Raw genomic sequence first — 23,050 nt, forward strand, 5'->3', positions numbered from 1 at the left:
AGACCTCGGCAGGTCCGGCCGGCCCGTCCCGAGCCGTCAGTCGGCGATGCCCACCACGAGCCAGATGAAGGCCGCGCCCGCCACCGTGCACAGCAGGGTCGAGCGGGCCGGATGCTCGTGGTGCGCCTCGGGCAGGATCTCGGCGGCGGCGAGATAGAGCAGGACACCGCCGAAGAGGCCGAGATAGCAGCCGAGCGCCCGTTCCGGGATGGTCAGGAACAGCGTCGAGGCGGCCCCGACCACGGGAGCCACCGCGTCCGCGACGAGCATGGCGATCGCCTTGCGGCGGGCGTTCCCGTACAAGCTCGTGATCGTGTACGTGTTGAAGCCGTCCGCGAAGTCGTGGGCGATGACGGCCAGCGCCACCGCGAGCCCCATCCCGCCGCCCACCTGGAACGCGGCGCCGATCGCCACGCCGTCCATGGCGCTGTGCGCGACCATCGCCGCCGCCGCGGTCAGTCCGACCTCGGGCGCCCGGGGGTCGCGTTCCTCGCCGCCGTGCGCGGCCCGGCGGGTCGCGAGCAGCCGTTCCCCCAGATGGGCCAGCAGGAACCCGGCCACGAACAGCAGCAGCGCGGCCGGCACGCCGAACACCTCGTCGCCCGCCGCCTCCAGCGCCTCGGGCAGCAGGTCCAGGCCGACGACCCCGAGCATCAGGCCGCCGGCCAGGCCCAGCACCAGGTGACGGCGGTCGGTCACGCGCTGTGCCGTCCAGCCGCCGGCCAGCGTCATCAGGAACGCGCCGAGCGCGACGAAGACCGCCATACGCCCTTGCTATCCGATCAACCCCCGTTCACGCACATCCGACGGCTGCCCCCGTCCCCGCTTTCGCAGTAGACCGGCAGCACTCGCACCTGTAGGAGAGGACCGATTCCCATGGCCGATGCCCCCACCGGCAAGGTGACCTTCGTCGGTGCCGGCCCCGGCGCCGCCGACCTGTTGACGTTCCGTGCCGCACGCGCCATCGCGGACGCGGACATCGTGATCTGGGCGGCCAGCCTGGTGCAGGCGGAGGTCCTCGACCACGCACGCGACGGCGCCGAGATCCTCGACTCGGCGACGATGTCCCTGGAGGACGTCGTCGCGGTGTACGAGCGGGCCGTCCGCGAGGGCCTGAGGGTGGCGCGGATCCACTCCGGCGACCCGGCGCTGTGGGGCGGGACGCAGGAGCAGGTGGACCGGTGCGCGGAGCTGGGGGTCGAGACGGAGATCGTCCCGGGCGTCTCCTCGTTCTCCGCCGTCGCCGCGCTCGCGCAGCGTGAGCTGACGATCCCCGAGGTCGCGCAGTCCGTGATCCTCACCCGGCTCGGCGGCGGCAAGACGCCGATGCCGCCCGGCGAGGAGGTGCGGGAGTTCGCGCGGCACGGGACCACGATGGCGCTGTTCCTGTCGGCCGCCCGCAGCGGGCAGCTGGTGAGGGAGCTGCTGGAGGGCGGCTATCCGACGTCGACCCCGGTGGTCGTCGCGTACCAGGCGACGTGGCCGGAGGAGCTCGTCGTGAAGTGCACGATCGGCACGCTGGAGGAGACCGTCAAGGAGCACAAGCTCTGGAAGCACACGCTCTTCCTGGTCGGGCCGGCGCTCGACGCGAGCGGCACCCGCTCGCACCTGTACCACCCGGGGCACTTCCACGGCTTCCGCAAGGCCGACCCGGAGGCCCGTCGGGCGCTGCGCGCGCGAGGTGCGACGACGTGATCACCGTCGTCGGTACGGGGACGGGAGCGGCCCTCTCCGCGGACGCCGGGGCGGCCCTCGCCGGGGCGGGGCTCGTGGTGGGCGCCCGCCGGCATCTGGCGGCCGCCCGGCCGCCCGCCACGGCGGAACAGATCGTGCTCGGGCCCCTGGCGCCCGCCCTGGACGCGATCGAGCGGCACCTGGACAAGTACGGGGACGAGCAGCCCGTGGTGGTGCTCGCCTCGGGCGACCCGGGGTTCTTCGGGATCGTGCGGGTCCTGGCCGAGCGGTTCGGGCCGGCGAACCTGGCGGTCGGTCCGGGCGTCTCGTCCGTCGCCACCGCCTTCGCGCGGCTCGGGCTGACCTGGGACGACGCGGTGGTGGTGAGCGCCCACGGGCGTGACCTGCGCACCGCCGTCAACGTCTGCCGCGCGCAGCCCAAGGTGGCGGTGCTGACCGGGCCCGGCGCGGGCCCCGCCGAGCTGGGCGCCGCGCTGGCCTACCGCTCGGGCGAGCGCGTCCTGGTCGTGGCGAGCAGTCTCGGCGATCCCGAGCACGAGCGGGTGGAGCGGGTCACGCCGGCCGAGGCCGCGGCCCGCGACTGGGGCACGGTGGTGAGCGTCGTCGTGTGCCTGGACGAGTCGCGTGCCCCGGCCCCCGTCCGCACGGTGGCGGGCCCGCCCGCCGGACCCGACGGGTGGGCCCTGGCCGAGGGCGACTTCGCGCACCGCGACTCGATGATCACCAAGTTCGAGGTGCGGGCCCTGGCGCTGGCCCGGCTCGGCCCCCGGCTGGGCGACCTCGTCTGGGACGTGGGGTCCGGGTCCGGCTCGGTCGCCGTCGAGTGCGCGCGGTTCGGTGCCGCCGTCACCGCGATAGAGAAGACGCGGGACGGGGTGGAACGCATCCGCGCCAACGCGGCGGCGCACGGCGTGGACGTGCAGGTCGTGCACGGGGCCGCGCCCACGGTGCTGTCCGACCTGGAGGACCCGGACGCCGTCTTCGTCGGGGGCGGCGGCCGCGAACTGCCCGCCATCGTCACCGCGTGCGCGCGGCGGGCCCGGCGGGCGGTCGTGGTCGCCGTGGCCGCGCTCGACCGGGTGCCGGCGGTCCGTGCCGCGCTCACCGCGGCCGGGTTCGACTGCGAGGGCGTCCTGCTGCAGTCCTCCCGGCTCGCGCCGCTGCCCGGGGACGTCACCCGGCTCGCCGCGACCAATCCCGTATTTCTGCTGTGGGGCGTCAGGCCTCCGGCCCGTACCGAAGGAGTCCCTCAGTGATCGGCCTGATTTCCGCGACGGCGGCGGGGGCGGCTGCCCGTGACCGGCTCGCCGCGGCCTGGCCCGGCCGTACCCGGGTCTACGACGGGTCCGGCGGCTCCGTCGGGGACGCCGTGCGGCTGGCCTTCGCGGAGTGCGACCGGCTGGTGTGCTTCCTGGCCACGGGCGCGGTGGTGCGGCTCGTCGCGCCGCTGCTGGGCGACAAGGCGTCCGACCCGGGGATCGTGTGCGTCGACGAGGCGGGCCGGTTCGCCGTGTCCCTCGTCGGCGGCCACGGCGGAGGCGCCAACGAACTCGCCCGCGAGGTGGGCGAGTTGCTGGGTGCGGAACCGGTGGTGACCACCGCGACGGACGCCGTGGGCCTGCCCGGCCTCGACACGCTCGGCTTCCCGGTGGAGGGCGACGTGGCGGCGGTGTCGCGGGCCCTGCTCGACGGGGAGCCCGTCGCGCTGGAGGCGGAGGTCGCCTGGCCGCTCCCGCCGCTGCCGGTGGGGACGCACGGCGCGTACACGGTCCGCGTCACCGACCGCGCCGCCGGGCCCGCCGAGCACGAGGTGATCCTGCGCCCGCCTTCGCTGGTCGTCGGCGTCGGCGCCTCCCGGGGCGCCCCCGTGGACGAGGTGCTCGCCCTGGTCGAGGACACCCTGCGCGAGGCCGGGCTGTCCGTGCAGTCCGTCGCGGAGATCGCCACCGTCGACGCCAAGGCCGAGGAGCCCGGCATCGTGGGCGCCGCCGCACGGCTCGGGGTGCCCGTGGTGACGTACGACGCCGGGGAGTTGGCCGGGGTCGAGGTGCCGAACCCGTCCGACGCGCCGCTCGCCGCCGTCGGCACGCCGTCCGTCGCGGAGGCCGCGGCCCTGCTGGGCGGGGGTGAACTCCTGGTGCCCAAGCGGAAGTCGGTCCGGGCGGACGGCCGGCCCGCGATGGCGACCTGCGCCGTGGCCCGCCGGGTGGCACGCGGCCGTCTCGCCGTGGTGGGGCTCGGCCCGGGCGCGCGCGACCTGCTCACCCCGCGGGCGAAGGAGGAACTGCGCGGCGCCGCCGTGCTCGTGGGGCTCGACCAGTACGTCGACCAGATCCGGGACCTGCTGCGGCCCGGCACCCGGATCCTGGAGTCGGGACTCGGCGCCGAGGAGGAGCGGGCGCGCACCGCGGTGGCGGAGGCCCGCCGCGGGCAGACCGTCGCCCTGATCGGCAGCGGGGACGCGGGGGTGTACGCGATGGCGTCGCCCGCGCTGGCCGAGGCGTCCGACGACATCGACGTGGTCGGGGTGCCCGGCGTGACCGCCGCGCTCGCGGCCGCCGCGATCCTGGGCGCGCCCCTCGGGCACGACCACGTGTCGATCAGCCTGTCCGACCTGCACACGCCGTGGGAGGTCATCGAGCGCCGGGTACGCGCCGCCGCCGAGGCCGACATCGTGGTGACCTTCTACAACCCCCGCAGCCGGGGCCGGGACTGGCAGTTGCCGAAGGCGCTCGCGATCCTGGCGGAGCACCGGGACCCGTCGACGCCGGTGGGTGTCGTACGGAACGCCTCACGCCCGGACGGGAGCAGCCGTCTGACCACGCTCGCGGAACTCGACCCGGCCGTGGTGGACATGATGACCGTGGTGACCGTGGGCAACACGGCGACGCGTGAGATCGCCGGGCGCATGGTGACACCGCGCGGCTACCGCTGGCAGGAGGAGCCCAAGTGAGCCGGAACGGCCAGGTGCCGCCCGCGAGCCGGGTGGTCCACCCCATCGAGCAGGAGTCCTTCCGGCGGCTGCGCGCCCGGCTGGACACCTCGGGCTTCCCGCCGCTGACGCGCGCGGTCGTGGAGCGCGTGATCCACTCCGCGGCCGACCTCGACTACGCGGACGATCTCGTCATGGACGAGCACGTCCTGCGGAGGGCGCACGCGGCGCTGCACGCCGGTGCCCCCGTCGTCGTGGACGTGGAGATGGTCGCGGCGGGGATCACCCGGCGCGACACCGTGTGCCGGCTGAAGGACGCCACGTCCGGTCCCGGGCTGACCCGTTCGGCGCATGCGATACGCCTCGCCCTGGAGGAGGTCGGCCCCGGCGCGATCTGGGTCGTCGGCTGTGCGCCGACCGCCCTGGAGGAGCTGCTCACGCTGCCCGCCGATCCCGCGCTCGTCATCGGTCTGCCCGTCGGTTTCGTCGGCGCCGCCGAGTCCAAGGCCGCGTTGCGCGAGAGCGGGCTGCCCGCTGTCAGCAACGTGTCCGAGAAGGGCGGTTCCGCGGTCGCCGCGGCCGCCCTGAACGCCCTGCTGTACCACCCCGTTCCACCGGCCGCCGAGGCCGCTCGGACCGCCGAGGCCGTCCAGGCCGCTAAGGAGACATCGTGACCACCCCTCCCCCCGCCCTGCTCATCGCCGGACACGGCACCCGGGACGCGGCCGGCGCCGAGGCCTTCCGTGCCTTCGTGCGGGAGCTGGGGCGCCGCCATCCCGAACTGCCCGTCGCCGGCGGCTTCATCGAGCTGTCGCCGCCCCCGCTCACGGAGGCGGTGGGCGAGCTCGTGGAGCAAGGGGTACGCCGTTTCGCCGCCGTCCCGCTGATGCTGGTGTCCGCCGGGCACGCCAAGGGCGACATCCCGGCGGCCCTGAACCGCGAGAAGGAGCGGCACCCCGGGATCTCGTACACGTACGGGCGGCCGCTCGGGCCGCACCCCTCGCTGCTGGCCGTGCTGGAGCGGCGGCTCGACGAGGCGCTGGGCGACGGCTCGACGCGTACGCCCGAGGACCGGGCCGACGTGACGGTGCTGCTCGTCGGGCGCGGCTCGACCGATCCGGACGCCAACGCGGAGGTGCACAAGGCGGCGCGGCTGCTCTGGGAGGGCCGCGGGTACGCCGGGGTGGAGACGGCGTTCGTGTCGCTCGCGGCGCCCGACGTGCCGTCCGGGCTGGACCGCTGCGCGAAGCTGGGCGCGCGCCGGATCGTCGTGCTGCCGTACTTCCTGTTCACGGGGATCCTCCCGGACCGGGTGCGGCAGCAGACCGAGGGCTGGGCGGCCGCGCACCCCGAGGTCGAGGTCCGCTCGGCGGACGTCATCGGCCCCGAGCCGGAGCTGCTCGACCTGGTCATGGAGCGCTACCGGGAGGCGGTGCAGGGCGACCTGCGGATGAACTGCGACTCCTGCGTCTACCGCATCGCCCTGCCCGGCTTCGAGGACAAGGTCGGCATGGCGCAGCAGCCGCACTTCCACCCGGACGACGACGGTCACCATCACCACGGAGACCACGCGCACTCGCACTCCCATGCCCACTGAGGACGCGTCCGGGCCCGGTGCCGCCCCTTCGGCGGGGGCGGGGCACGACCTGCGCCATCACGGGGACGCCGAGGTCCGTGACGACGGCTCCGCCCTCACCGATCTCGCCGTGAACGTCCGTGCGGACACCCCGCCGGGGTGGCTGCGGGAGCGGATCGCCGCGTCCCTCAGCGGGCTCGCCGCCTATCCGGACGGGCGGGCCGCGCGGGCCGCGGTGGCCGCGCGGCACGGGGTCCCCGTCGAGCACGTGCTGCTCACCGCCGGGGCGGCGGAGGCCTTCGTGCTGCTCGCGCGTGCCCTGAAAGTGCGTCACCCGGTGGTGGTGCACCCGCAGTTCACCGAGCCGGAGGCGGCACTCCGGGACGCCGGGCACACGGTCGAGCGGGTCCTGCTGCGCGAGCGGGACGGCTTCCGGCTGGATCCGGAGGCCGTCCCGCACAGCGCGGACCTCGTCGTGATCGGCAATCCGACCAACCCGACGTCCGTGCTGCATCCGGCCGCTCTCCTCGCCGGGCTGGCCCGTCCGGGGCGGACCCTGGTCGTCGACGAGGCGTTCATGGACGCGGTGCCCGGCGAGCGCGAGGCCCTCGCCGGGCGGACGGACGTGCCCGGGCTCGTGGTGCTGCGCAGCCTCACCAAGACGTGGGGCCTGGCGGGGCTGCGCATCGGGTACGTGCTGTCCGGTCCGGAGACGATCGCGGACCTCGAGCGGGCCCAGCCGCTGTGGCCGGTCTCCACACCCGCCCTCGCGGCGGCGGAGGCGTGCGTGTCCGCCCAGGCCCTCGCGGAGGCCGGTCACGCGGCGCATCGCATCGCCGCGGACCGGGCCCATCTGGTCGCCGGCCTCAGGGAGTTCGCGTCCGACGGCCTGCGGGTGGTGGAGCCCGCGGAGGGTTCCTTCGTGCTCGTGCGGCTGCCCCGGGCGGAGGCCGTACGCCGTCACCTGCGGGACCTGGGCTTCGCCGTGCGCCGCGGCGACACCTTCCCGGGACTGGGCGAGGAGTGGCTGCGGCTCGCGGTGCGGGACCGGGCGACGGTGAATCGTTTCCTTCAGGCGCTGGACCGGGCGGTGACGCTGGCCGGGGGGTGAGGGGCCGCCCGCCGGCCGGGACCGGCGGGCATCAGCGCCGCCCGCGCCGGGCCAGGAGCACGCCTCCGCCCCCGGCCGCCAGCAGCACCGCGGCGCCGCCCGCGAGGTACGGGGTGACCGAACTGCCTCCCGTCTCGGCCAGGTTGGCCTCCGCCGGCGCTCCCTGCGGCTTCACGTCGGACACCGGGTCGGGGGCCGGGGCCGCCTCCTCCGGCGCGGCCGGCGCCTCGCAGGTGGCGCCCGCCAGGGTCAGCGTGCCCTCGACCGCGGCGACGTTCAGCTTCAACGGGTTGACGGAGACCTTGAGTTCGAGGGCGGAGGCGGCGGCCGTACGGGACGTGGTCCGCGTCCTGGACAGGTCGAGGCGGACCTCCCCGACGCCGGGCACCTTGACCTCCGTGGGGCCGCCGGTCGACAGCGTCACCTTCTTGCCGAGGACGGTGACCGCGCCGAGCAGGTTCGCGGTGGCCACGGGCTTCCTGCCGGCCTCGCAGGTGGCTCTGGAGGTGACCTGTTCGACCTCGATGAGGGAGAGCAGCGGCAGACCCGGGACGTGGAGCCGGGCGTGCGCGAGGTTCGTGCGGCCCTCGGCCTTCGTGGCGGACACGGTCGCCTCCGCCGTGGCGACGTCCGCGCGCAGCACGCTGAACGGGCGTCCGCCCTGGACGCCGTCCAACCGGGCGGTGAGCGCGGTCTTCTGCGCGCTGTGCGGCGCACGGACCTCGTTCAGGGAGACCGCGAGCGGGAGGTTCACGGACTTGTCGAGCAGGGAGACGTCGAGCCCGGTGCGGAGCACGACGGCGCTCGCGCGGCCGTGCTCGGCGGTGGCGTGGGCGGAGCCCGCCCCGGCGAGGACCGCGGGTCCCGCGGCCAGGGCGGTGGCCGCCGCGGTCGCGGCGAGACGGCGTGCGGGCATGCGGAACTGGTTGCCGTTCAAGGTGGTGGGACCCCCAGGGGAGAACAGACTTGGGACCCGGCAAGAATTACGCACCGAGAGTGAACAGTCAGCGACCTGGCGTCACTTCACTCCATCGTGGGGTTTCCGTGCGCCTTTTCGAATCTCCCGGCACGGTTGTTCCCAGCAGTCCCCCGCACACCGGCCCGTGTACGAGTGCGCCGGTTGTCCTCCGGAGTGCGAAACGGGTGCACAACGAGCCGGCCGGCGCGAGGGTCACGCCGCGTCAACCGGGCACCGCGTGCGGGGTCAGCCGACCACCCGGCCGTTCAGAACCACCCGGCGCGGGGCGGCGAGCACGCGGACGTCCGCGCGGGGGTCCTCGTCGTAGACCACCAGGTCGGCGGGCGCTCCCTCGTCGAGCCCCGGCCGCCCGAGCCAGCGTCGGGCACCCCACGTGGTGGCGGACAGCGCCTGCACCGGGGGGAGGCCGGCGGTCACGAGTTCGGCCACCTCGCCCGCGACCAGACCGTGGGCGAGCGAGCCGCCCGCGTCGGTGCCGACGAAGACCGGGATTCCCGCGTCGTACGCGGCGCGCACCGTGTCGTAGCGCCGTTCGTGCAGCCGTCGCATGTGCGCGGACCAGTCGGGGTACTTGGCCTCGCCGCCCGCCGCGAGCTGCGGGAAGGTCGCGATGTTCACGAGGGTGGGGACGATGGCGACGCCCCGCTCCGCGAAGAGCGGGATGGTGTCCTCGGTGAGGCCGGTCGCGTGCTCGATGCAGTCGATGCCCGCCTCGACCAGGTCCCGCAGCGAGTCCTCGGCGAAGCAGTGGGCGGTGACACGGGCGCCGAGCCGGTGGGCCTCGGCGATCGCCGCCTCGACGGCCTCCCGCGGCCAGCAGGCGCTCAGGTCGCCCGTCCCGCGGTCGATCCAGTCGCCCACCAGCTTCACCCAGCCGTCGCCGCGGCGGGCCTCCCGGGCCACGTACGCGACGAGGTCCCCGGGTTCGATCTCGTGGGCGAAGCCGCGCATGTAACGGCGCGTGCGGGCGATGTGCCGGCCCGCGCGGATGATCTTCGGGAGGTCCTCGCGGTCGTCGATCCAGCGGGTGTCGGAGGGCGAGCCGGCGTCCCGGATCAGCAGGGTGCCGGCCTCCCGGTCGGTCAGCGCCTGCTTCTCCGCGACGTCCTCGGGCACCGGCCCGTGGGCGCCGAGTCCGACGTGGCAGTGCGCGTCGACCAGACCGGGCAGCGCCCAGCCCTGCACGGTGCGGACGTCACGGGCACCGGCGGGGCGCTCGTACGAGATCCTCCCGCCGACGACCCAGAGGTCGTCCCGGACGTCGTCGGGCCCGACGAGCACCCGCCCCTTCACGTGCAGCACCGTGCGATCGCTCATGCCCGCACCCTAGTTCCTGGCCCGGGTGCCCTGGCTAGAGGCTCTTTCCCGTACCGTCCGGCTCGGCGGTGCCCTCCTCCACGTCCGCCATGGCGGGGTCGAGCAGCCGGGACAGGAAGTGCCGGGTGCGCTCGTGGCCCGGGTTGCCGATGACCTGCGCGGGGGCGCCCTCCTCGACGACCACTCCGCCGTCCATGAAGACGACCCGGTCGGCCACCTCGCGCGCGAAGCTCATCTCATGGGTGACGACCATCATGGTCATGCCCTCGTCGGCCAGCATCCGCATGACGGCGAGCACGTCCCCGACCAGCTCGGGGTCGAGGGCCGAGGTCGGCTCGTCGAAGAGCATCACCTCGGGGCCCATCGCCAGCGCCCGGGCGATCGCCACGCGCTGCTGCTGGCCGCCGGAGAGCGAGGCCGGGTACGCGTCGGCCTTCTCGGACAGGCCCACCCACCGCAGGTTCTCGGCGGCCACCCGGGCCGCCTGCGCCTTGTCGCGACGAAGGACCCGGCGCTGCGGGAGCGCCAGGTTCTCGGTCACCGTCAGGTGCGGGAAGAGGTTGAACTGCTGGAAGACCATGCCGATGCGGCGGCGGACGGCGTCGATGTCGACATCGGGGTGCGTGACCTCGGTGCCGCCGACGAAGACCTGTCCCCTGGTGGGCTCCTCCAGGAGGTTCACGCAGCGCAGCAGGGTCGACTTGCCGGAGCCGGACGGGCCGATCACGCAGACGACCTCGCCGGAGCCGATCTCCAGGTCGATGCCGCGCAGCACCTCGTTGTCGCCGAAGGACTTGTGCAGCCCCTCGACCTTGATCTCCGGCGTCTTGGACGTGCTCACTTGGTGGCCTCCCCGGCCTTGGCCTCCAGGCGCCGCACGACGAAGCCGAGCGGCACGGTCACGAGCAGGTAGCACAGGCCCGCCACCAGGATCGGCGTGGAGTTGGCGGTCTGGCTCGCCAGGTCGCGGCCGAACTTGGTGAGTTCGCGCTCCTCCAGCGTGACGCCGAGGAACAGCACCAGCGAGGAGTCCTTGAAGAGCAGGACGAGTTCGTTGGTGAGCGGCGGGATCACGATGCGGAACGCCTGCGGGATGACGATGGAGACCATGGCCCGGGCGTGCGAGAAGCCCAGCGAACGGGCCGCCTCCATCTGCCCCTTGGGCACCGCCTGGATGCCGGCGCGGATCGTCTCCGCCATGTAGGCGGCGGAGACCAGGCCGAGCGCGAGGGCCACCTTGCCGTAGGTGCCGCCGGGGATCTCCGTGCCGGGGAAGGCCAGCGGTACGGCGACGCCCACGAAGACGAAGATCAGCAGGGCCGGCAGGCCGCGGAAGACCTCGATGTAGATGCCGGCGAGCCAGCGGTAGGGCCCGACCGGCGACAGCCGCATCAGGGCGACGACCATGCCGAGCACCAGGCCGAAGACGAAGCCCGACATCGTGTACAGCACGGTGTTCTTCAGGGCCAGCGTGATGACGTCCGGGAACATCTGCTGGACCAGGTCCCACTGCGCGAACTGGTTCTTCAGCCGGCCCCAGTCCGCCGTGAGCGCGAAGGCGATCACGGCGGCGACGAACACGACGTACTGGACCCCGCGCGAGATCGCGCGCTTCTGCCGCCGGGTCAGGCCGGACCTGCGGGGCTGGACGGTTGTGTCGGCCTCACTCATGAGGCGGACGGGGAGGCGGTCGCCGCGGACTCGTCGTACGGGCCGATCCACTTCTCGTACAGCTTCTTGTACGTGCCGTCGGCCTTGGCGTCCTTGATCGCCTTGTTGATCGCGGCGACCAGCTCGGTGTTGCCCTTCTTCACCGTGAAGCCGTACTGCTCACCGGTGTTGAGGTTGTCCACCACCTTGAAGGCGTCGGCGTTGGCCTTGTCCTTGAGCCAGCCCTGGACGACGGGGTAGTCGATGATGACGGCCTGGACCTGGCCGGTGCGCAGACCGTTGAGGACCGCGTCGGAGGACTCGAAGGAGACCGGGTCGAAGCCCTGCTTCTTCGCGTAGTCCTCGCCCGTCGTCTGCGCCTGGGCGCCGAGCTTCTTGCCCTTGGACTTCACGTCCGCCAGGGAGTTGACGCCGCTCTTCTTGTCGACGAGGACGGCCTGCGTCGCGTCGAAGTACGGGTCGGAGAAGTCGACGTTCTTCTTGCGCTCGTCGGTGATGGTCATGCCGGCCGCGGCGAGGTCGCACTGGCCGGAGTTGAGGAAGGCGCCGGTCTTGAAGTTCTCGAACGGCGTGTCGACGATGTCCTGCTTCACGCCGAGGTCCTTGGCGACCAGGTCGATCAGGGAGACGTCGAAGCCCTGCACCTTGCCGTCGATCTCCGACTGGAAGGGCGGGTACGGGAGGTGGGTGCAGGTGGTGAGCTGACCGCTCTTGACCACGGTGACCCCGCCCGCGGTCTTCTTGCTCCCGCCGTCGTCCGAGGAGCAGCCTGCCACGAGCAGCAGCCCGGCCGTCGCGGTGGTGGCGGCCAGAATGCGGGTCCGGCGTCCGGGGACCGAGTTCACGAGGACCTCCTGTGGGGGAACTGAGGGTTCCGATTATAAGGAAAGGTTTGGGTTGCTCAAATCAATCCGATGGTCGCTGGGCCGTCCGGCCTCAGATCTTGACCCTCGACCGGGTGCCGGACACCACCGCTTCCGGCCGTCGGCACCTCCGCGGGGGTCCCGCGGAGGTGCCGGTTACGCTCGTAGCGCGTATCCGCGTACTGGAATCCGCGTACGGGAACCCGTGAGTGAAGAGAGCGTCGCCGTGACCCACCCCTTCCTTGACCTGCCCCCCTTGAGCGCGGCGCGCTTCGCGTCGATCGAGGACCGCGTGGCGCGGCTGCTCTCCACCGAGCAGGACGTCGTGATCATGCAGGGCGAGGCGCTGCTCCCGCTGGAGGGCGCCATCCGCGCCACGGCGGCACCGGGGACGACCGCTCTCAACATCATCACCGGGCCCTACGGACAGACCTTCGGCGACTGGCTGCGGGACTGCGGGGCGACGGTGATCGACCTCGCGGTGCCGTTCCACGCCGCGGTCCGGGCCGAGCAGGTCCGCGCGGCGTTCGCCGAGCACCCGGAGATCGACTTCGTCTCCCTGGTGCACGCCGAGGCGGCCACCGGCAACAGCAACCCGGTCGGGGAGATCGGCGAGGTGGTGCGGGAGCACGGCGCGCTGTTCTACCTGGACGCCGTCGCCTCGATCGGCGCCGAGCCGGTGCTGCCGGACGCGTGGGGCGTGGACCTGTGCGTGATCGGCGCGCAGAAGGCGATGGGCGGCCCCGCGGGCGTGTCGGCGGTGTCCGTGAGCGAGCGCGCCTGGGCGCGGATGGCGGCGAACCCCGCGGCCCCGCGCCGGTCCTACCTCTCCCTGCTGGACTGGAAGCAGCGGTGGATCGACGGCGGCCGCAAGGCCCTCCTGCACGCGCCGGCGCAGCTGGAGATGCTGGCACTGGAGGCGTGCGTCGAGCGCATCGAGGCCGAGGGGGCGTCCGCGGTGATGGCCCGCCACGCCTCGGCCGCGGCCGCCACCCGGGCGGGGGCGCTCGCACTGGGTGGCGGGATCGAGCCGTACGTGTACGAGGTGCGGGACGCGGCTCCCGTGGCGACCACGCTGCGCGCACCGTCGGGAGTGGACGCCTCCGAACTGGTCGCGCGCGCCCTGGCCGCCGGTCCGGCGCTTCCGCTGGCCGCGGGAGGGGGCGCTCTCGCCAAGGAGATGATCCGGGTCAACCACTACGGCCCGGACGCGACCCGCGAGGCCGTGCGGGCGTGCCTGACCGCGCTGGGCTCCGCCCTGGGCGAGCTGGGCGGCGCGGCGGACACGGAGGCGGCGGGCCGCGCGGTGGAGGACGCCTGGGCGTGAGCCCGGCCCCGCTCGGCGGCCCGCGTCCGCGGACACCCCGGGACGAGTGACCCGATCCGGCCGCCCGGCCGGACCCTGCTCCCCGCCCGCCCTCGGCGGTCGGGGAGCTCCGTGCTGCCCGCGCCCGCCGGCCGACTGCGGCTGCCGCCGCCGGGGGTGCGGTCCCGACTGCGGATGCGGCTGCGGCTTCCGGGCGTGAGGCCGCGGGGGATGCCCGGCCACCGGGCGCGCGTGAGGCGGCTCATGCACTCCGGGTACGCCGCGCGCGTGGGGCGGATCACCTTTTGCGGATGTCAAAAGAGTCCGCTTCCGCAAGAATTCAACGCGCTTTCCCCTACTAATTCACTTAGCATTATCCAGCGTAGCTTCCCGTCTTCTTCTGCCCGCTTTCCCTGCGGCTAAACGCAAAGATTTTGCGAACGCCGACCGATGCAATTCGGGCACGTCCCGCCGGGGTTACACGGCTGTGACGCACTCCACAGAGCGCCCGTTTCCTCCCCCAATATCCGGGCAAGACATCGCATAACTTACCGGTCAGCCATGATCGCTCACGCACGCGTGATAACACACGAGTGGCGCGTACGTAACCCCGACCGACGATGCAATTTCAACTTTCCCTGGGTAAATTCAATCGGCATGACCGCCGCACAAGCAGACCTGCAAGCGGAATTCCTGGGAATGCCCGAGGGCCTCCGGATCGACCGTCCGGAGGTGGCCGACGGGGCCGCGCTCTGGCGCATCGCCAAGGACTCCGGAAACCTCGACCTGAACTCCTCCTACAGCTACCTCCTGTGGTGCCGTGACTTCGCCGGTACGTCGGCGGTGGCCCGGGACACGGAGGGGAAGCCCGTCGGTTTCGTCACCGGCTATGTCCGCCCCGAGCAGCCGGACACGCTGTTCGTGTGGCAGGTGGCCGTCGACAGCGACTACCGCGGACGCGGGCTCGCCGCCGCCCTGCTCGACGGACTGATGGCGCGAACGGCGAAGGAGAGCGAGCGGAAGCCGGCCTTCGTCGAGACCACCGTCACGCCGGGCAACGCCGCCTCCGAGCGCCTGTTCGCCTCGTTCGCCGCACGGCACGGCGCGGCCCTGGAGCGCGAGGTCCTGTTCGGCACGGGGCAGTTCCCCGACGGGCCGCACGACCCCGAGGTGCTGCACCGCATCGGACCGCTGTCCCTCTGATCCGGCCTTCCCTCTCCCGCATCCCCCCACGACTTCATCTCCCAGGAGGAGATTCGCTGTGACCATCACCCAGCCCGACCTGAGCGTCTTCGAAACCGTGGAGTCGGAGGTCCGCAGCTACTGCCGCGGCTGGCCCACCGTCTTCGACCGGGCCCTCGGCAGCCGCATGTACGACGAGGACGGCCACGAGTACCTCGACTTCTTCGCGGGTGCCGGGTCGCTCAACTACGGCCACAACAACCCGGTGCTCAAACGCGCCCTCATCGACTACCTGGAGCGCGACGGCGTCACCCACGGTCTCGACATGTCGACGACCGCCAAGCGCGCCTTCCTGGAGTCCTTCCAGAACCTGATCCTGCGCCCGCGCGACCTCCCCTACAAGGTCATGTTCCCGGGTCCGACGGGCACCAACGCGGTGGAGTCCGCGCTGAAGCTGGCCCGCAAGGTCAAGGGCCGCGAGGCCATCGTGTCCTTCACGAACGCGTTCCACGGCATGTCGCTGGGCTCGCTCGCCGTCACCGGCAACGCCTTCAAGCGGGCCGGCGCCGGCATCCCGCTGGTGCACGGCACCCCGATGCCGTTCGACAACTACTTCGACGGCCAGGTCCCGGACTTCCTCTGGTTCGAGCGGCTGCTGGAGGACCAGGGCTCCGGTCTCAACAAGCCCGCCGCGGTGATCGTCGAGACGGTGCAGGGCGAGGGCGGCATCAACGTCGCGCGCGCCGAGTGGCTGCGGGCCCTCGCCGACCTGTGCGAGCGGCAGGACATGCTGCTGATCGTCGACGACATCCAGATGGGCTGCGGCCGGACCGGTGCGTTCTTCTCCTTCGAGGAGGCGGGGGTCACCCCCGACATCGTCACCGTGTCGAAGTCCATCAGCGGCTACGGGCTGCCGATGTCGCTGTGCCTGTTCAAGCCGGAGCTGGACATCTGGGAGCCGGGCGAGCACAACGGCACCTTCCGCGGCAACAACCCGGCGTTCGTGACCGCCGCCGCCGCTCTGGAGACGTACTGGACCGACGGTTCCGCGATGGAGAAGCAGACCCGGGCCCGCGGCGAGCAGGTCGAGCAGGCGCTGATCTCCATCACCGAGGAGAACCTGGCCGACATCAAGGAATACCGGGGCCGCGGCCTCGTGTGGGGCCTGGAGTTCAAGGAGAAGGAGCGCGCCGGCCGGGTCGCGCAGCGCGCCTTCGAACTCGGTCTGCTCATCGAGACCTCGGGCCCGGAGAGCGAGGTCGTCAAGCTGCTTCCGGCGCTGACGATCACGCCCGACGAGCTGGACGAGGGCCTGCGCACCCTCGCCCGCGCCGTCCGCGAGACGGTCGCCTGACCGCGTACGTACGACAAGAAAGGCAGCAACTCACCGTGATCGTCCGATCGTTCAAGGACATCGAGGGAACCGACCGTCATGTGAAGGCCAAGACCGGCACGTGGGAGAGCAAGCGCATCGTGCTTGCCAAGGAGAAGGTCGGATTTTCTCTCCACGAAACGACCCTGTACGCGGGTACCGAGACGTCGATGTGGTACGCGAACCACATCGAGGCCGTGCTCTGCGTGGAGGGTGAGGCCGAACTGACCAATGACGAGACCGGCGAGAAGCACTGGATCACGCCGGGCACGATGTACCTGCTGGACGGCCACGAGCGCCACACCATGCGCCCCAAGACCGACTTCCGGTGCGTCTGCGTCTTCAATCCGCCCGTCACCGGACGGGAGGACCACGACGAGAACGGCGTCTACCCGCTGCTGACCGAGGAGGTCTGAGCACCATGACCATCACCCCGGAGAGGACCACCGACCTCTACCCGAGCCGAGGCGCCACCGAGGTGTCCGTGCCCCGGCAGGACCCGGTCGTCTGGAGCGCACCGGGCGAGCCCGGCCCCATCACCCTGCCCGAACTCCAGACGTACGAGCGCGACGGCTTCCTGGCCGTCGAGGAGCTCATCACGCCGGACGAAGTAGCCGTTTACCGGCAGGAGTTGGAGCGGATCGTCGGTGACCCGGCGATCCGGGCGGACGAGCGCTCGATCGTCGAGCCGCAGTCCCAGGAGATCCGCTCGGTCTTCGAGGTCCACCGGATCAGCGAGGTCTTCGCGCGTCTGGTGCGCGACGAGCGCGTGGTGGGCCGGGCCCGGCAGATCCTCGGCTCGGACGTCTACGTCCACCAGTCCCGGATCAACGTCAAGCCCGGCTTCGGGGCCAGCGGTTTCTACTGGCACTCGGACTTCGAGACCTGGCACGCCGAGGACGGTCTGCCGAACATGCGCACGGTGTCCGTCTCGATCGCGCTGACCGAGAACTACGACACCAACGGTGGTCTCATGATCATGCCGGGGTCGCACAAGACGTTCCTCGGGTGCGCGGGGGCCACACCGAAGGACAACTACAAGAAGTCGCTGCAGATGCAGGACGCGGGTACGCCCTCGGACGAGGCGCTGACCGAGTTCGCCGGCCGCCACGGCATCAAGTTGTTCACCGGCAAGGCCGGTTCGGCCACCTGGTTCGACTGCAACTGCCTGCACGGTTCGGGCGACAACATCACGCCGTTCCCGCGCAGCAACGTCTTCATCGTCTTCAACAGCGTGGAGAACGCCGCCGTGGAGCCCTTCGCGGCTCCCGTGCGGCGGCCCGAGTTCATCGGCGCGCGGGACTTCACCCCGGTGAAGTGAGGCGTCCGTGACCGCGGATGGGCCCGGCACCCCCAGGGGTGCCGGGCCCGTCCGCGTCGGGCCGCGGCGGCCCGGGCGGCTTCCCTACAGCGTCGGGTAGTCCGTGTATCCCCGCGCGTCCCCGCCGTAGAAGCCGGCCGGGTCCGGCTCGTTGAACGGGCCGCCGGCCGCGAGCCGGGCCGGCAGATCGGGGTTGGCCAGGAAGAGCCGCCCGAACGCGAGGACGTCCGCCGTGCCGTCCTCGACGAGGGCGAGTTCGTCCATGCCCGTGGGCGCCTCGGTGGCCGGGTTGAGGATCAGGACGCCGGAGAACTGCTTGCGCAGACGCAGCGTCAGCTCGCGCTGCCCGGCGCCCTCCCCGATGTGCAGGTAGGCGGGCCCGATGGCCTCCAGTGCCTGGACGAGCGCGGTGTACGTGGGCTCCGGGTCGGGCTCGCTGATGTCGTTGAAGGGGTTGCCGGGCGAGATGCGCAGCCCCGTGCGGTGCGCGCCGATCTCCTCCGTGACGGCCCTGGTGACCTCGACGGCGAAGCGGATGCGCTTCTCGTCGGAGCCGCCCCACGCGTCGTCGCGCAGATTCGAGCCCGGGGCGAGGAACTGGTGGATGAGATAGCCGTTGGCGCCGTGCAGTTCGACTCCGTCGAAGCCCGCCCGGACGGCGTGGCGCGCGGCGGTCGCGAAGTCCGCGATCGTCTCCCGGATCTCGTCGTCGGTGAGTTCGCGCGGGGTCACGAAGTCCTTGGGGCCCTCGTGGGTGAAGACCTGCCCCCGTGCGGCGACCGGGGAGGCCCCGACGGGGTGCAGGCCATCGGGGAGCAGGACGGGGTGGCCGATGCGGCCGGTGTGCAGCAGCTGGGCGAAGATCTTTCCGCCCGCTGCGTGCACGGCGTCGGTGACGCCGCGCCAGGCTGCCACCTGGTCCTCGTGGTGCAGACCGGGGGTGCTGGGGTAGCCCTGACCGTTGGCAGAGGGCTGGATGCCCTCCGTGATGATCAGGCCCGCGGAGGCGCGCTGGGCGTAGTACGCGGCGGTGAGGTCGGTGGGGAGGCCCCCTTCCGCGGCGCGGCTGCGGGTCATCGGGGCCAGGGCGATGCGGTTGGCGAGCTGCGTGCCGGACAGGTCGATCGGGTCGAACGCGGTGGTCACGGTAACTCCCGGAGAGCGGGCGAAGGTCGGCCAACCAGTGCGAACCACAACGGACTTGGGCTCATTCCCCGGTCGGCGGACTGCTTTCTCCGGAAGAATCACGCGGGCGGGTCGGGCGCAGGTCGCGGCTCGTCGGAACGGTCGGGTCACAGCCAGGCGAGCGACGCGGCCCGCTCCAGCACGTTCCGCACGGCGGTGGTGTCGCCCGACGCGCCGCGCGGCACCTCGTCCGGGGTGCGCCGGCCGCCGACGAGCAGGCAGAGGTCCACCGGGTCCAGGACGAGTTCGGCCCGCACCGGTTCGTCCTCGGAGCCCAGCACCCACTCGGCGTCCCGGTCCCGCCCGGTCACCGCGAAGAGCACCGGGGGCGCCTCGGTGCCGAGCGCGGTACCGAGGATGCGGACCGCCAGGTGGACGAGCTGCCACAGATGCGGTTCCGGCGGCGGCGGCACGGGGAGGCCGAGGGCGCGGCCGATGTCCGCCGAGTGGATCCAGGTCTCGAAGGCGCGCACCAGGAAGTGGTCCGCGACGGGGAGCCGTACGCCCATCAGCGTCGTGGACTGCGCGGCGCGTTCGGGGTCGTGGGCCTCGGGTGTGGCGAGCAGCGCGGCGGCCTGCGCGGCCCAGGTGGAGACGGTCTCCTCCGGCGCGCGTGACCGCTCGTGGGCGATCACGTCGGCGGTCCGGGCGGCCCAGCCGTCCTGCCAACCCGGCCCGTCCGCGGTGCCGGACCGCGACGGCGGCACCCGGGCGTCCAGTCCGAGCCGCAGTGCCAGCGGTTCGTCCGCCGCGATCAGGTGCGCGACGGTGCCGTGCACGTCCCAGCCGTGCACCACCGGAGTCCGCCAGGCGCGGGAGTCCCCCAACTCCCGCAGCAGGGAACGGAGTCCGGTGACCGCTGCCGCGTAGGGCGCCGCGTGCCCGGCGACCCGGGGCGCGGCGGGGCGGGCCCGCAGCGCCATGGCGAGGACGCCTCCGGCCGCCTCCGGCCGGCTCCCGGTGCCGTTCGGGGCCTCCCCCGCGCCGCGCGCGCCGTCCAGCAGACGCACCGTCTCCCGCAGCCGTTCCGCCTCCGCGGCACAGGTCTCGCACGCGGCCAGGTGCAGCGGCACCGTCTTCTCGTCGGGGGGCATCAGCGCTCCGACGGCCCAGGCCGCCAGCAGCTCTCGTACCTTCTCGTGCTCGGTGCTCATGGGGTGCCGCCCTTCCGGGCCGTGGTCGGCACGGCGGCCGGGGTCCGCTCGGGGTCCCCCGCCCTGCTCCTTCCAGCGTACGCACGACCGGCCCGCTCGGGCCCGTCACGGGCGCGGCCGGGGCCCCCGCGCTCACGGGGCACGGTGCGGCGCCGGGTCCGGGGGCTTCGCGAGGGACTCCGCCAGGGCGCCCCGGGCCGCGCGCGGGCGGGGCTCGGCCCTGCAGTCGGGGATGCCGGGCTCGACGGCGGCCCGGCGGTGGGGGCGCCCGGCGAAGCAGGCGCGGCGGACGATCCCGTCCTGGGGCTCCGGGAGGGCGGGGAGGGCGGGGTGGGGCAGGAGGGCGCGCTCCTGGTCGTCGAGGGCCTCGTCGGTACGGGCCGGGGCCGGGTTCGGCGACGGCGTGGAGCACCGTGTCGTCGGCCGGGGCGTCCTTGCGCTGCCCGGCCTCGGCGCGCACCCGGTCCACGGCCCGCCGGTGGGCGAGCACGGACACCCGGGTGCGCAGCGAGCCGCGGCGTGCGGCGAACGCGTACGGCCTGCTCGCCCGGTGCGCGAACTCCTGCGCCACGTCCTCGGCGGCCCCGGTGCTGCGGGCGACCCGGACACCCCCCGCCGGACGAGCCCGCCGTACGCGGTGTACGCCTCGGCCGGCGGTCTCGTCGCCGCACACCGGCCACCGGTGCAACTCCGCGTCGGCGGGACGCTCTTCACGCGTCGGGTCCACCGCGAGCACCACCTCGTGGTGACTTCCCGGCGGCCCGGCCCGGCCCGCGCCGGAGGTCAGCCGGACAGGACGTCCAGCAGCCGGTCGACGTCGGCGGGCGTGTTGTACAGGTGGAAGGCCGCCCGCAGATTTCCGGCGCGGTCGGAGACCTCGACGCCCGCCCGGCTCAGTTCCGCCTGCCTGCTCCCCAGGCGCGGAACGGAGACGATGGGTGAGCCGGGGGCCGGGACGGGTTCGTGCCCGAGCCGGTCCAGGCCGGCCCGGAAGCGGTCGGCCAGGGCCAGGTCGTGGGACCGTACGGCGTCCACGCCCAGTTCCTCGACCAGGGCCAGGGAGTGGCGGGCTCCCGCGTACGAGAACAGGCTGGGGCTCTCGTCGAACCGCCGCGCGGAGTGGGCGAGTTCCTCGACCGGGCCGTAGCAGCTGTCCCAGGGGCGCTCGCCCGCGACCCAGCCCGCGAAGACGGGCGTCAGGCCGCCGAGGTCCTCGGGTACGACCAGGAAGGCCACGCCCCGGGGGCAGACGAGCCATTTGAAGGCGACGGAGGAGACGAAGTCGTACGCGTCCGCGTCGACGGGCAGCCAGCCGGCGGCCTGGGAGGCGTCGATGTAGGTCCGCGCCCCGTGGCTGCGGGCGGCGTCCCGGATGGCGGCCAGGTCGGCCACCCGGCCGTCGGCGGACTGTGCGGCGCTGACGGCGACCAGTGCCGTTCCGGGTCGGACCGACTCGGCGATCCGCTCCAGCGGCACGGTGCGCACCTTGAGGTCTCCGCGCACGTGGAAGGGGTTCACCACCGAGGTGAAGTCGGCCTCGGCGGTGAGGACTTCGGCGCCCGCGGGGAGCGAGGCGGCGATCAGGCCGGTGTAGACGGCGACCGAGGCGCCGGCCGCGACGCGGCGGCCGGTGACGCCCATCAGCCGGGCGAAGGCGTCCCGCGCCGCCTCCACGTCGGCGAACATGTCCTGCGGCTGCCCGGCCGCGACGGACTCGACGCCGGCCCGCATGGCGTCGACCGCGCGGACCGGCAGCAGTCCGGTGCTGGCCGTGTTCAGATAGGTGTTCTTCGGGGCGAACTCGGCTCGGACGAGGGTCTCGAAGGTCTCCATGGGTCCACTCTGCGGCCCCGGCAAGCCCCCGTCCATTGCCCATTTTTGCGGGGTTTCGCCAAGCAGCGCTTATGGATGGGCTCCGACCTGCGCTTTCTCGTCGGCCGGGCGCCGCTCGGCGCCGTCAGTTCTGCGGGACGGCGCAGCCCTCGGGCCCGCAGGCCTCCGCGTCGCCGGCCGCCTCCCGGACGATCGTCAGCGGCGTCCGCTCCCCCCAGGCCTGCGTCAGGGCCTGCGTGAAGACCTCGGCGGGCTGGGCACCGGAGACGCCGAACCTGCGGTCGAGCACGAAGAAGGGGACGCCGGTGGCGCCCAGCTCGGCGGCCTCGCGCTCGTCCGCGCGCACCTCCTCGGCGTAGGCGGCCGGGTCGGCGAGGACCTTGCGGGCCGCCTCCGCGTCGAGCCCGGCGGCGACGGCCAGCTCCACGAGCCGTTCGTCGTCGTCGAAGACGGACCGCTCCTCCGCGAAGTTCGCGCGGTAGAGCAGGCCGATCAGCTCGTCCTGCCGTCCCTGCTCCTTCGCGAGGTGCAGGAGGCGGTGCATGTCGAAGGTGCTCCCGTGGTCGCGGCCCTCGGTGCGGTAGTCCAGGCCCTCGGCTGCGGCGTTCGCACCGAGGTTGTCCTCGGCGGCCTGCGCCTGTGCCTCGGTCATCCCGTACTTCCGGGCCAGCATCGGCAGCACGAGTCCGGTGTCGCCCTTGGCGCGGCCGGGGTCGAGCTCGAAGGAGCGGTGCACCACCTCGACCTCGGCGCGGTGCGGGAAGGCGGCGAGCGCCTTCTCGAAGCGGGCCTTGCCCACGTAGCACCAGGGGCAGGCGATGTCGCTCCAGATCTCGACGCGCATTTCTTCGGCTTCTTCCAGGTCGTACGGGTACGGAGACGCCCTCCGCCGGGTACGTGAACGTTCAAGCGGCCCGGGTCATTCCCCCGCCACCGGGTAGCACAGGTCACGGTGGTGGTCGCCCTCGGCGGGCGGGTTGTCCGGGTCCGGGACCCAGCCCAGGCGGGCGTAGAAGGCCTGGGCGCGCCGGTTGTCGACGTGCACGTCCAGCGTGGCCAGCCGCTTGCCGTCGGCCTGCCACTCCTCGACGCAGGCCGCGTGCAGCGCGGTGCCGATGCCGCCGCGCCAGTGGTCGGGGTCGACGTGGAACTGGAAGAGCCTGACCGTGTCGGCCGGTGCGCCCTCGTCCGTGCGGAAGGAGGCGAGAGCGACGATCCGGCCGCGCTCCACGACGCACAGCACATGTCCGTCCGGCCGTTCGATGGCACCCCGCCAGACGGCGAGCCAGTCCGTGCCGTCGTCGGGGAGGCCGTCGGGGTAATAGGTCGCCCGGGCCCGGGCGTGCAGGGCGGCGACCGCCTCCGCCTCGGCGGGCAGCGCGGTCCTGATCACCCGGTGCACCCGGGCCGTACGGTCTCCGATCATGCACCGGAGGACGTGCCGGACGGCTCGGCGGTTCCGCGGGGGGGGGGGGGGGGGGGGGGGGGGGGGGGGGGGGGGGGGGGGGGGGGGGGGGGGGGAGGTTTCTGCGATCTAATGTTCGCTAGGCTGA

22 protein-coding genes are annotated in these 23,050 nt (G+C 73.2%); 11 read left to right on the forward strand and 11 right to left on the reverse strand.

The annotated features are described in order from the left end of the window. Positions 1–36 precede the first annotated feature (36 nt). Positions 37–765 (reverse strand): ZIP family metal transporter, encoded by a 729-nt coding sequence (locus ACZ4NT_RS23370; RefSeq protein ID WP_121403781.1) that lies wholly within the window; start codon positions 763–765, stop codon positions 37–39. Positions 766–876: 111 nt separating this feature from the next. Between ACZ4NT_RS23370 and cobM the strand changes: the two genes are divergently transcribed. From cobM to cobC, 6 genes are read left to right on the forward strand one after another with little or no spacing between them, the layout of a single operon-like run. Beyond that, complete coding sequence (cobM, locus tag ACZ4NT_RS23375; protein ID WP_121403780.1) at positions 877–1,695, forward strand: precorrin-4 C(11)-methyltransferase; 819 nt, start codon at positions 877–879, stop codon at positions 1,693–1,695. Further along, positions 1,692–2,951 carry a precorrin-6y C5,15-methyltransferase (decarboxylating) subunit CbiE gene (gene cbiE, locus ACZ4NT_RS23380; RefSeq protein WP_121403779.1) on the forward strand — a complete coding sequence of 420 codons (1,260 nt, stop codon included), beginning with the start codon at positions 1,692–1,694 and terminating at the stop codon, positions 2,949–2,951. The genes cobM and cbiE overlap by 4 nt, the downstream gene beginning before the upstream one ends. Beyond that, a complete protein-coding gene (gene cobJ, locus ACZ4NT_RS23385; RefSeq protein WP_467727359.1) occupies positions 2,948–4,648 on the forward strand; it encodes a precorrin-3B C(17)-methyltransferase in 1,701 nt (566 codons plus the stop codon). The genes cbiE and cobJ overlap by 4 nt, the downstream gene beginning before the upstream one ends. Then, positions 4,645–5,301 carry a precorrin-8X methylmutase gene (locus tag ACZ4NT_RS23390; protein WP_467727360.1) on the forward strand — a complete coding sequence of 219 codons (657 nt, stop codon included), beginning with the start codon at positions 4,645–4,647 and terminating at the stop codon, positions 5,299–5,301. The genes cobJ and ACZ4NT_RS23390 overlap by 4 nt, the downstream gene beginning before the upstream one ends. Then, the gene (locus ACZ4NT_RS23395; RefSeq protein WP_467727362.1) at positions 5,298–6,224 is read left to right on the forward strand and encodes a sirohydrochlorin chelatase; all 927 of its coding nucleotides are present in this window, start codon (positions 5,298–5,300) and stop codon (positions 6,222–6,224) included. Before ACZ4NT_RS23390 ends, ACZ4NT_RS23395 begins: the two co-directional genes overlap by 4 nt. After that, positions 6,214–7,314, forward strand: coding sequence for an Rv2231c family pyridoxal phosphate-dependent protein CobC (gene cobC, locus ACZ4NT_RS23400; RefSeq protein ID WP_467727364.1), 1,101 nt, complete (start codon positions 6,214–6,216; stop codon positions 7,312–7,314). Before ACZ4NT_RS23395 ends, cobC begins: the two co-directional genes overlap by 11 nt. A 31-nt stretch (positions 7,315–7,345) precedes the next feature. On the opposite strand, the gene ACZ4NT_RS23405 is transcribed toward cobC, so the two are convergent. The 5 genes from ACZ4NT_RS23405 to ACZ4NT_RS23425 form a co-directional block, all read right to left on the reverse strand. Beyond that, positions 7,346–8,251 (reverse strand): SCO1860 family LAETG-anchored protein, encoded by a 906-nt coding sequence (locus tag ACZ4NT_RS23405; protein WP_467727366.1) that lies wholly within the window; start codon positions 8,249–8,251, stop codon positions 7,346–7,348. A 267-nt stretch (positions 8,252–8,518) separates the two neighbouring features. Then, the gene (locus tag ACZ4NT_RS23410) at positions 8,519–9,610 is read right to left on the reverse strand and encodes an amidohydrolase family protein (protein WP_467727369.1); all 1,092 of its coding nucleotides are present in this window, start codon (positions 9,608–9,610) and stop codon (positions 8,519–8,521) included. Between the two features lie 34 nt (positions 9,611–9,644). Further along, on the reverse strand, positions 9,645–10,451 hold the full coding sequence (locus tag ACZ4NT_RS23415; protein ID WP_467727371.1) for an amino acid ABC transporter ATP-binding protein: 807 nt from the start codon (positions 10,449–10,451) through the stop codon (positions 9,645–9,647). After that, positions 10,448–11,281, reverse strand: a complete 834-nt coding sequence (locus ACZ4NT_RS23420) for an amino acid ABC transporter permease (RefSeq protein ID WP_121403772.1) — start codon at positions 11,279–11,281, stop codon at positions 10,448–10,450. The genes ACZ4NT_RS23415 and ACZ4NT_RS23420 overlap by 4 nt, the downstream gene beginning before the upstream one ends. After that, positions 11,278–12,126, reverse strand: a complete 849-nt coding sequence (locus tag ACZ4NT_RS23425) for a transporter substrate-binding domain-containing protein (protein WP_121403771.1) — start codon at positions 12,124–12,126, stop codon at positions 11,278–11,280. Before ACZ4NT_RS23425 ends, ACZ4NT_RS23420 begins: the two co-directional genes overlap by 4 nt. A gap of 244 nt (positions 12,127–12,370) precedes the next feature. On the opposite strand from ACZ4NT_RS23425, the gene ACZ4NT_RS23430 reads away from it, so the two are divergent. From ACZ4NT_RS23430 to thpD, 5 genes are all read left to right on the forward strand, one after another. Further along, positions 12,371–13,471, forward strand: coding sequence for a pyridoxal-phosphate-dependent aminotransferase family protein (locus tag ACZ4NT_RS23430; protein ID WP_467727515.1), 1,101 nt, complete (start codon positions 12,371–12,373; stop codon positions 13,469–13,471). A 636-nt stretch (positions 13,472–14,107) separates the two neighbouring features. Next, positions 14,108–14,653, forward strand: coding sequence for a diaminobutyrate acetyltransferase (gene ectA / locus ACZ4NT_RS23435; protein WP_467727374.1), 546 nt, complete (start codon positions 14,108–14,110; stop codon positions 14,651–14,653). 58 nt (positions 14,654–14,711) lie between these two features. Continuing rightward, positions 14,712–15,986: a diaminobutyrate--2-oxoglutarate transaminase gene (gene ectB / locus ACZ4NT_RS23440; RefSeq protein ID WP_121403769.1), complete on the forward strand. Its 1,275-nt coding sequence runs from the start codon at positions 14,712–14,714 to the stop codon at positions 15,984–15,986. 35 nt (positions 15,987–16,021) lie between these two features. Then, the gene (locus ACZ4NT_RS23445; protein WP_121403768.1) at positions 16,022–16,420 is read left to right on the forward strand and encodes an ectoine synthase; all 399 of its coding nucleotides are present in this window, start codon (positions 16,022–16,024) and stop codon (positions 16,418–16,420) included. A 5-nt stretch (positions 16,421–16,425) separates the two neighbouring features. After that, entirely contained in the window at positions 16,426–17,325 is a 900-nt protein-coding gene (thpD, locus tag ACZ4NT_RS23450; RefSeq protein WP_121403767.1) for an ectoine hydroxylase, read from the forward strand. A gap of 84 nt (positions 17,326–17,409) precedes the next feature. Here the strand turns inward: thpD and ACZ4NT_RS23455 are convergent, their stop codons facing one another. From ACZ4NT_RS23455 to ACZ4NT_RS23475, 5 genes are all read right to left on the reverse strand, one after another. Continuing rightward, positions 17,410–18,471, reverse strand: coding sequence for an alkene reductase (locus ACZ4NT_RS23455; RefSeq protein WP_467727377.1), 1,062 nt, complete (start codon positions 18,469–18,471; stop codon positions 17,410–17,412). 146 nt (positions 18,472–18,617) lie between these two features. Then, entirely contained in the window at positions 18,618–19,664 is a 1,047-nt protein-coding gene (locus ACZ4NT_RS23460) for a maleylpyruvate isomerase family mycothiol-dependent enzyme (protein ID WP_467727379.1), read from the reverse strand. A gap of 783 nt (positions 19,665–20,447) precedes the next feature. After that, a complete protein-coding gene (locus tag ACZ4NT_RS23465; RefSeq protein ID WP_121403764.1) occupies positions 20,448–21,497 on the reverse strand; it encodes an aminotransferase class V-fold PLP-dependent enzyme in 1,050 nt (349 codons plus the stop codon). 124 nt (positions 21,498–21,621) lie between these two features. Next, positions 21,622–22,341 carry a DsbA family oxidoreductase gene (locus ACZ4NT_RS23470; RefSeq protein WP_121403763.1) on the reverse strand — a complete coding sequence of 240 codons (720 nt, stop codon included), beginning with the start codon at positions 22,339–22,341 and terminating at the stop codon, positions 21,622–21,624. A 75-nt stretch (positions 22,342–22,416) separates the two neighbouring features. Continuing rightward, positions 22,417–22,923 carry a GNAT family N-acetyltransferase gene (locus ACZ4NT_RS23475; protein WP_467727382.1) on the reverse strand — a complete coding sequence of 169 codons (507 nt, stop codon included), beginning with the start codon at positions 22,921–22,923 and terminating at the stop codon, positions 22,417–22,419. Between the last annotated feature and the right edge of the window lie 127 nt (positions 22,924–23,050).

The organism is Streptomyces sp. NPDC026417, from assembly GCF_055567695.1.

What these genes read in the sequence shown, in the direction of transcription:
- cobM (WP_121403780.1), top strand. Translation starts at nt 877, where the DNA reads ATGGCCGATGCCCCCACCGGCAAGGTGACCTTCGTCGGTGCCGGCCCC.
- ACZ4NT_RS23465 (WP_121403764.1), bottom strand. Translation starts at nt 21,497, where the DNA reads ATGGAGACCTTCGAGACCCTCGTCCGAGCCGAGTTCGCCCCGAAGAAC.
- cobC (WP_467727364.1), top strand. Translation starts at nt 6,214, where the DNA reads ATGCCCACTGAGGACGCGTCCGGGCCCGGTGCCGCCCCTTCGGCGGGG.
- ACZ4NT_RS23475 (WP_467727382.1), bottom strand. Translation starts at nt 22,923, where the DNA reads ATGATCGGAGACCGTACGGCCCGGGTGCACCGGGTGATCAGGACCGCG.
- ACZ4NT_RS23460 (WP_467727379.1), bottom strand. Translation starts at nt 19,664, where the DNA reads ATGAGCACCGAGCACGAGAAGGTACGAGAGCTGCTGGCGGCCTGGGCC.
- ACZ4NT_RS23420 (WP_121403772.1), bottom strand. Translation starts at nt 11,281, where the DNA reads ATGAGTGAGGCCGACACAACCGTCCAGCCCCGCAGGTCCGGCCTGACC.
- ACZ4NT_RS23470 (WP_121403763.1), bottom strand. Translation starts at nt 22,341, where the DNA reads ATGCGCGTCGAGATCTGGAGCGACATCGCCTGCCCCTGGTGCTACGTG.
- thpD (WP_121403767.1), top strand. Translation starts at nt 16,426, where the DNA reads ATGACCATCACCCCGGAGAGGACCACCGACCTCTACCCGAGCCGAGGC.
- ACZ4NT_RS23370 (WP_121403781.1), bottom strand. Translation starts at nt 765, where the DNA reads ATGGCGGTCTTCGTCGCGCTCGGCGCGTTCCTGATGACGCTGGCCGGC.
- ectA (WP_467727374.1), top strand. Translation starts at nt 14,108, where the DNA reads ATGACCGCCGCACAAGCAGACCTGCAAGCGGAATTCCTGGGAATGCCC.
- ACZ4NT_RS23410 (WP_467727369.1), bottom strand. Translation starts at nt 9,610, where the DNA reads ATGAGCGATCGCACGGTGCTGCACGTGAAGGGGCGGGTGCTCGTCGGG.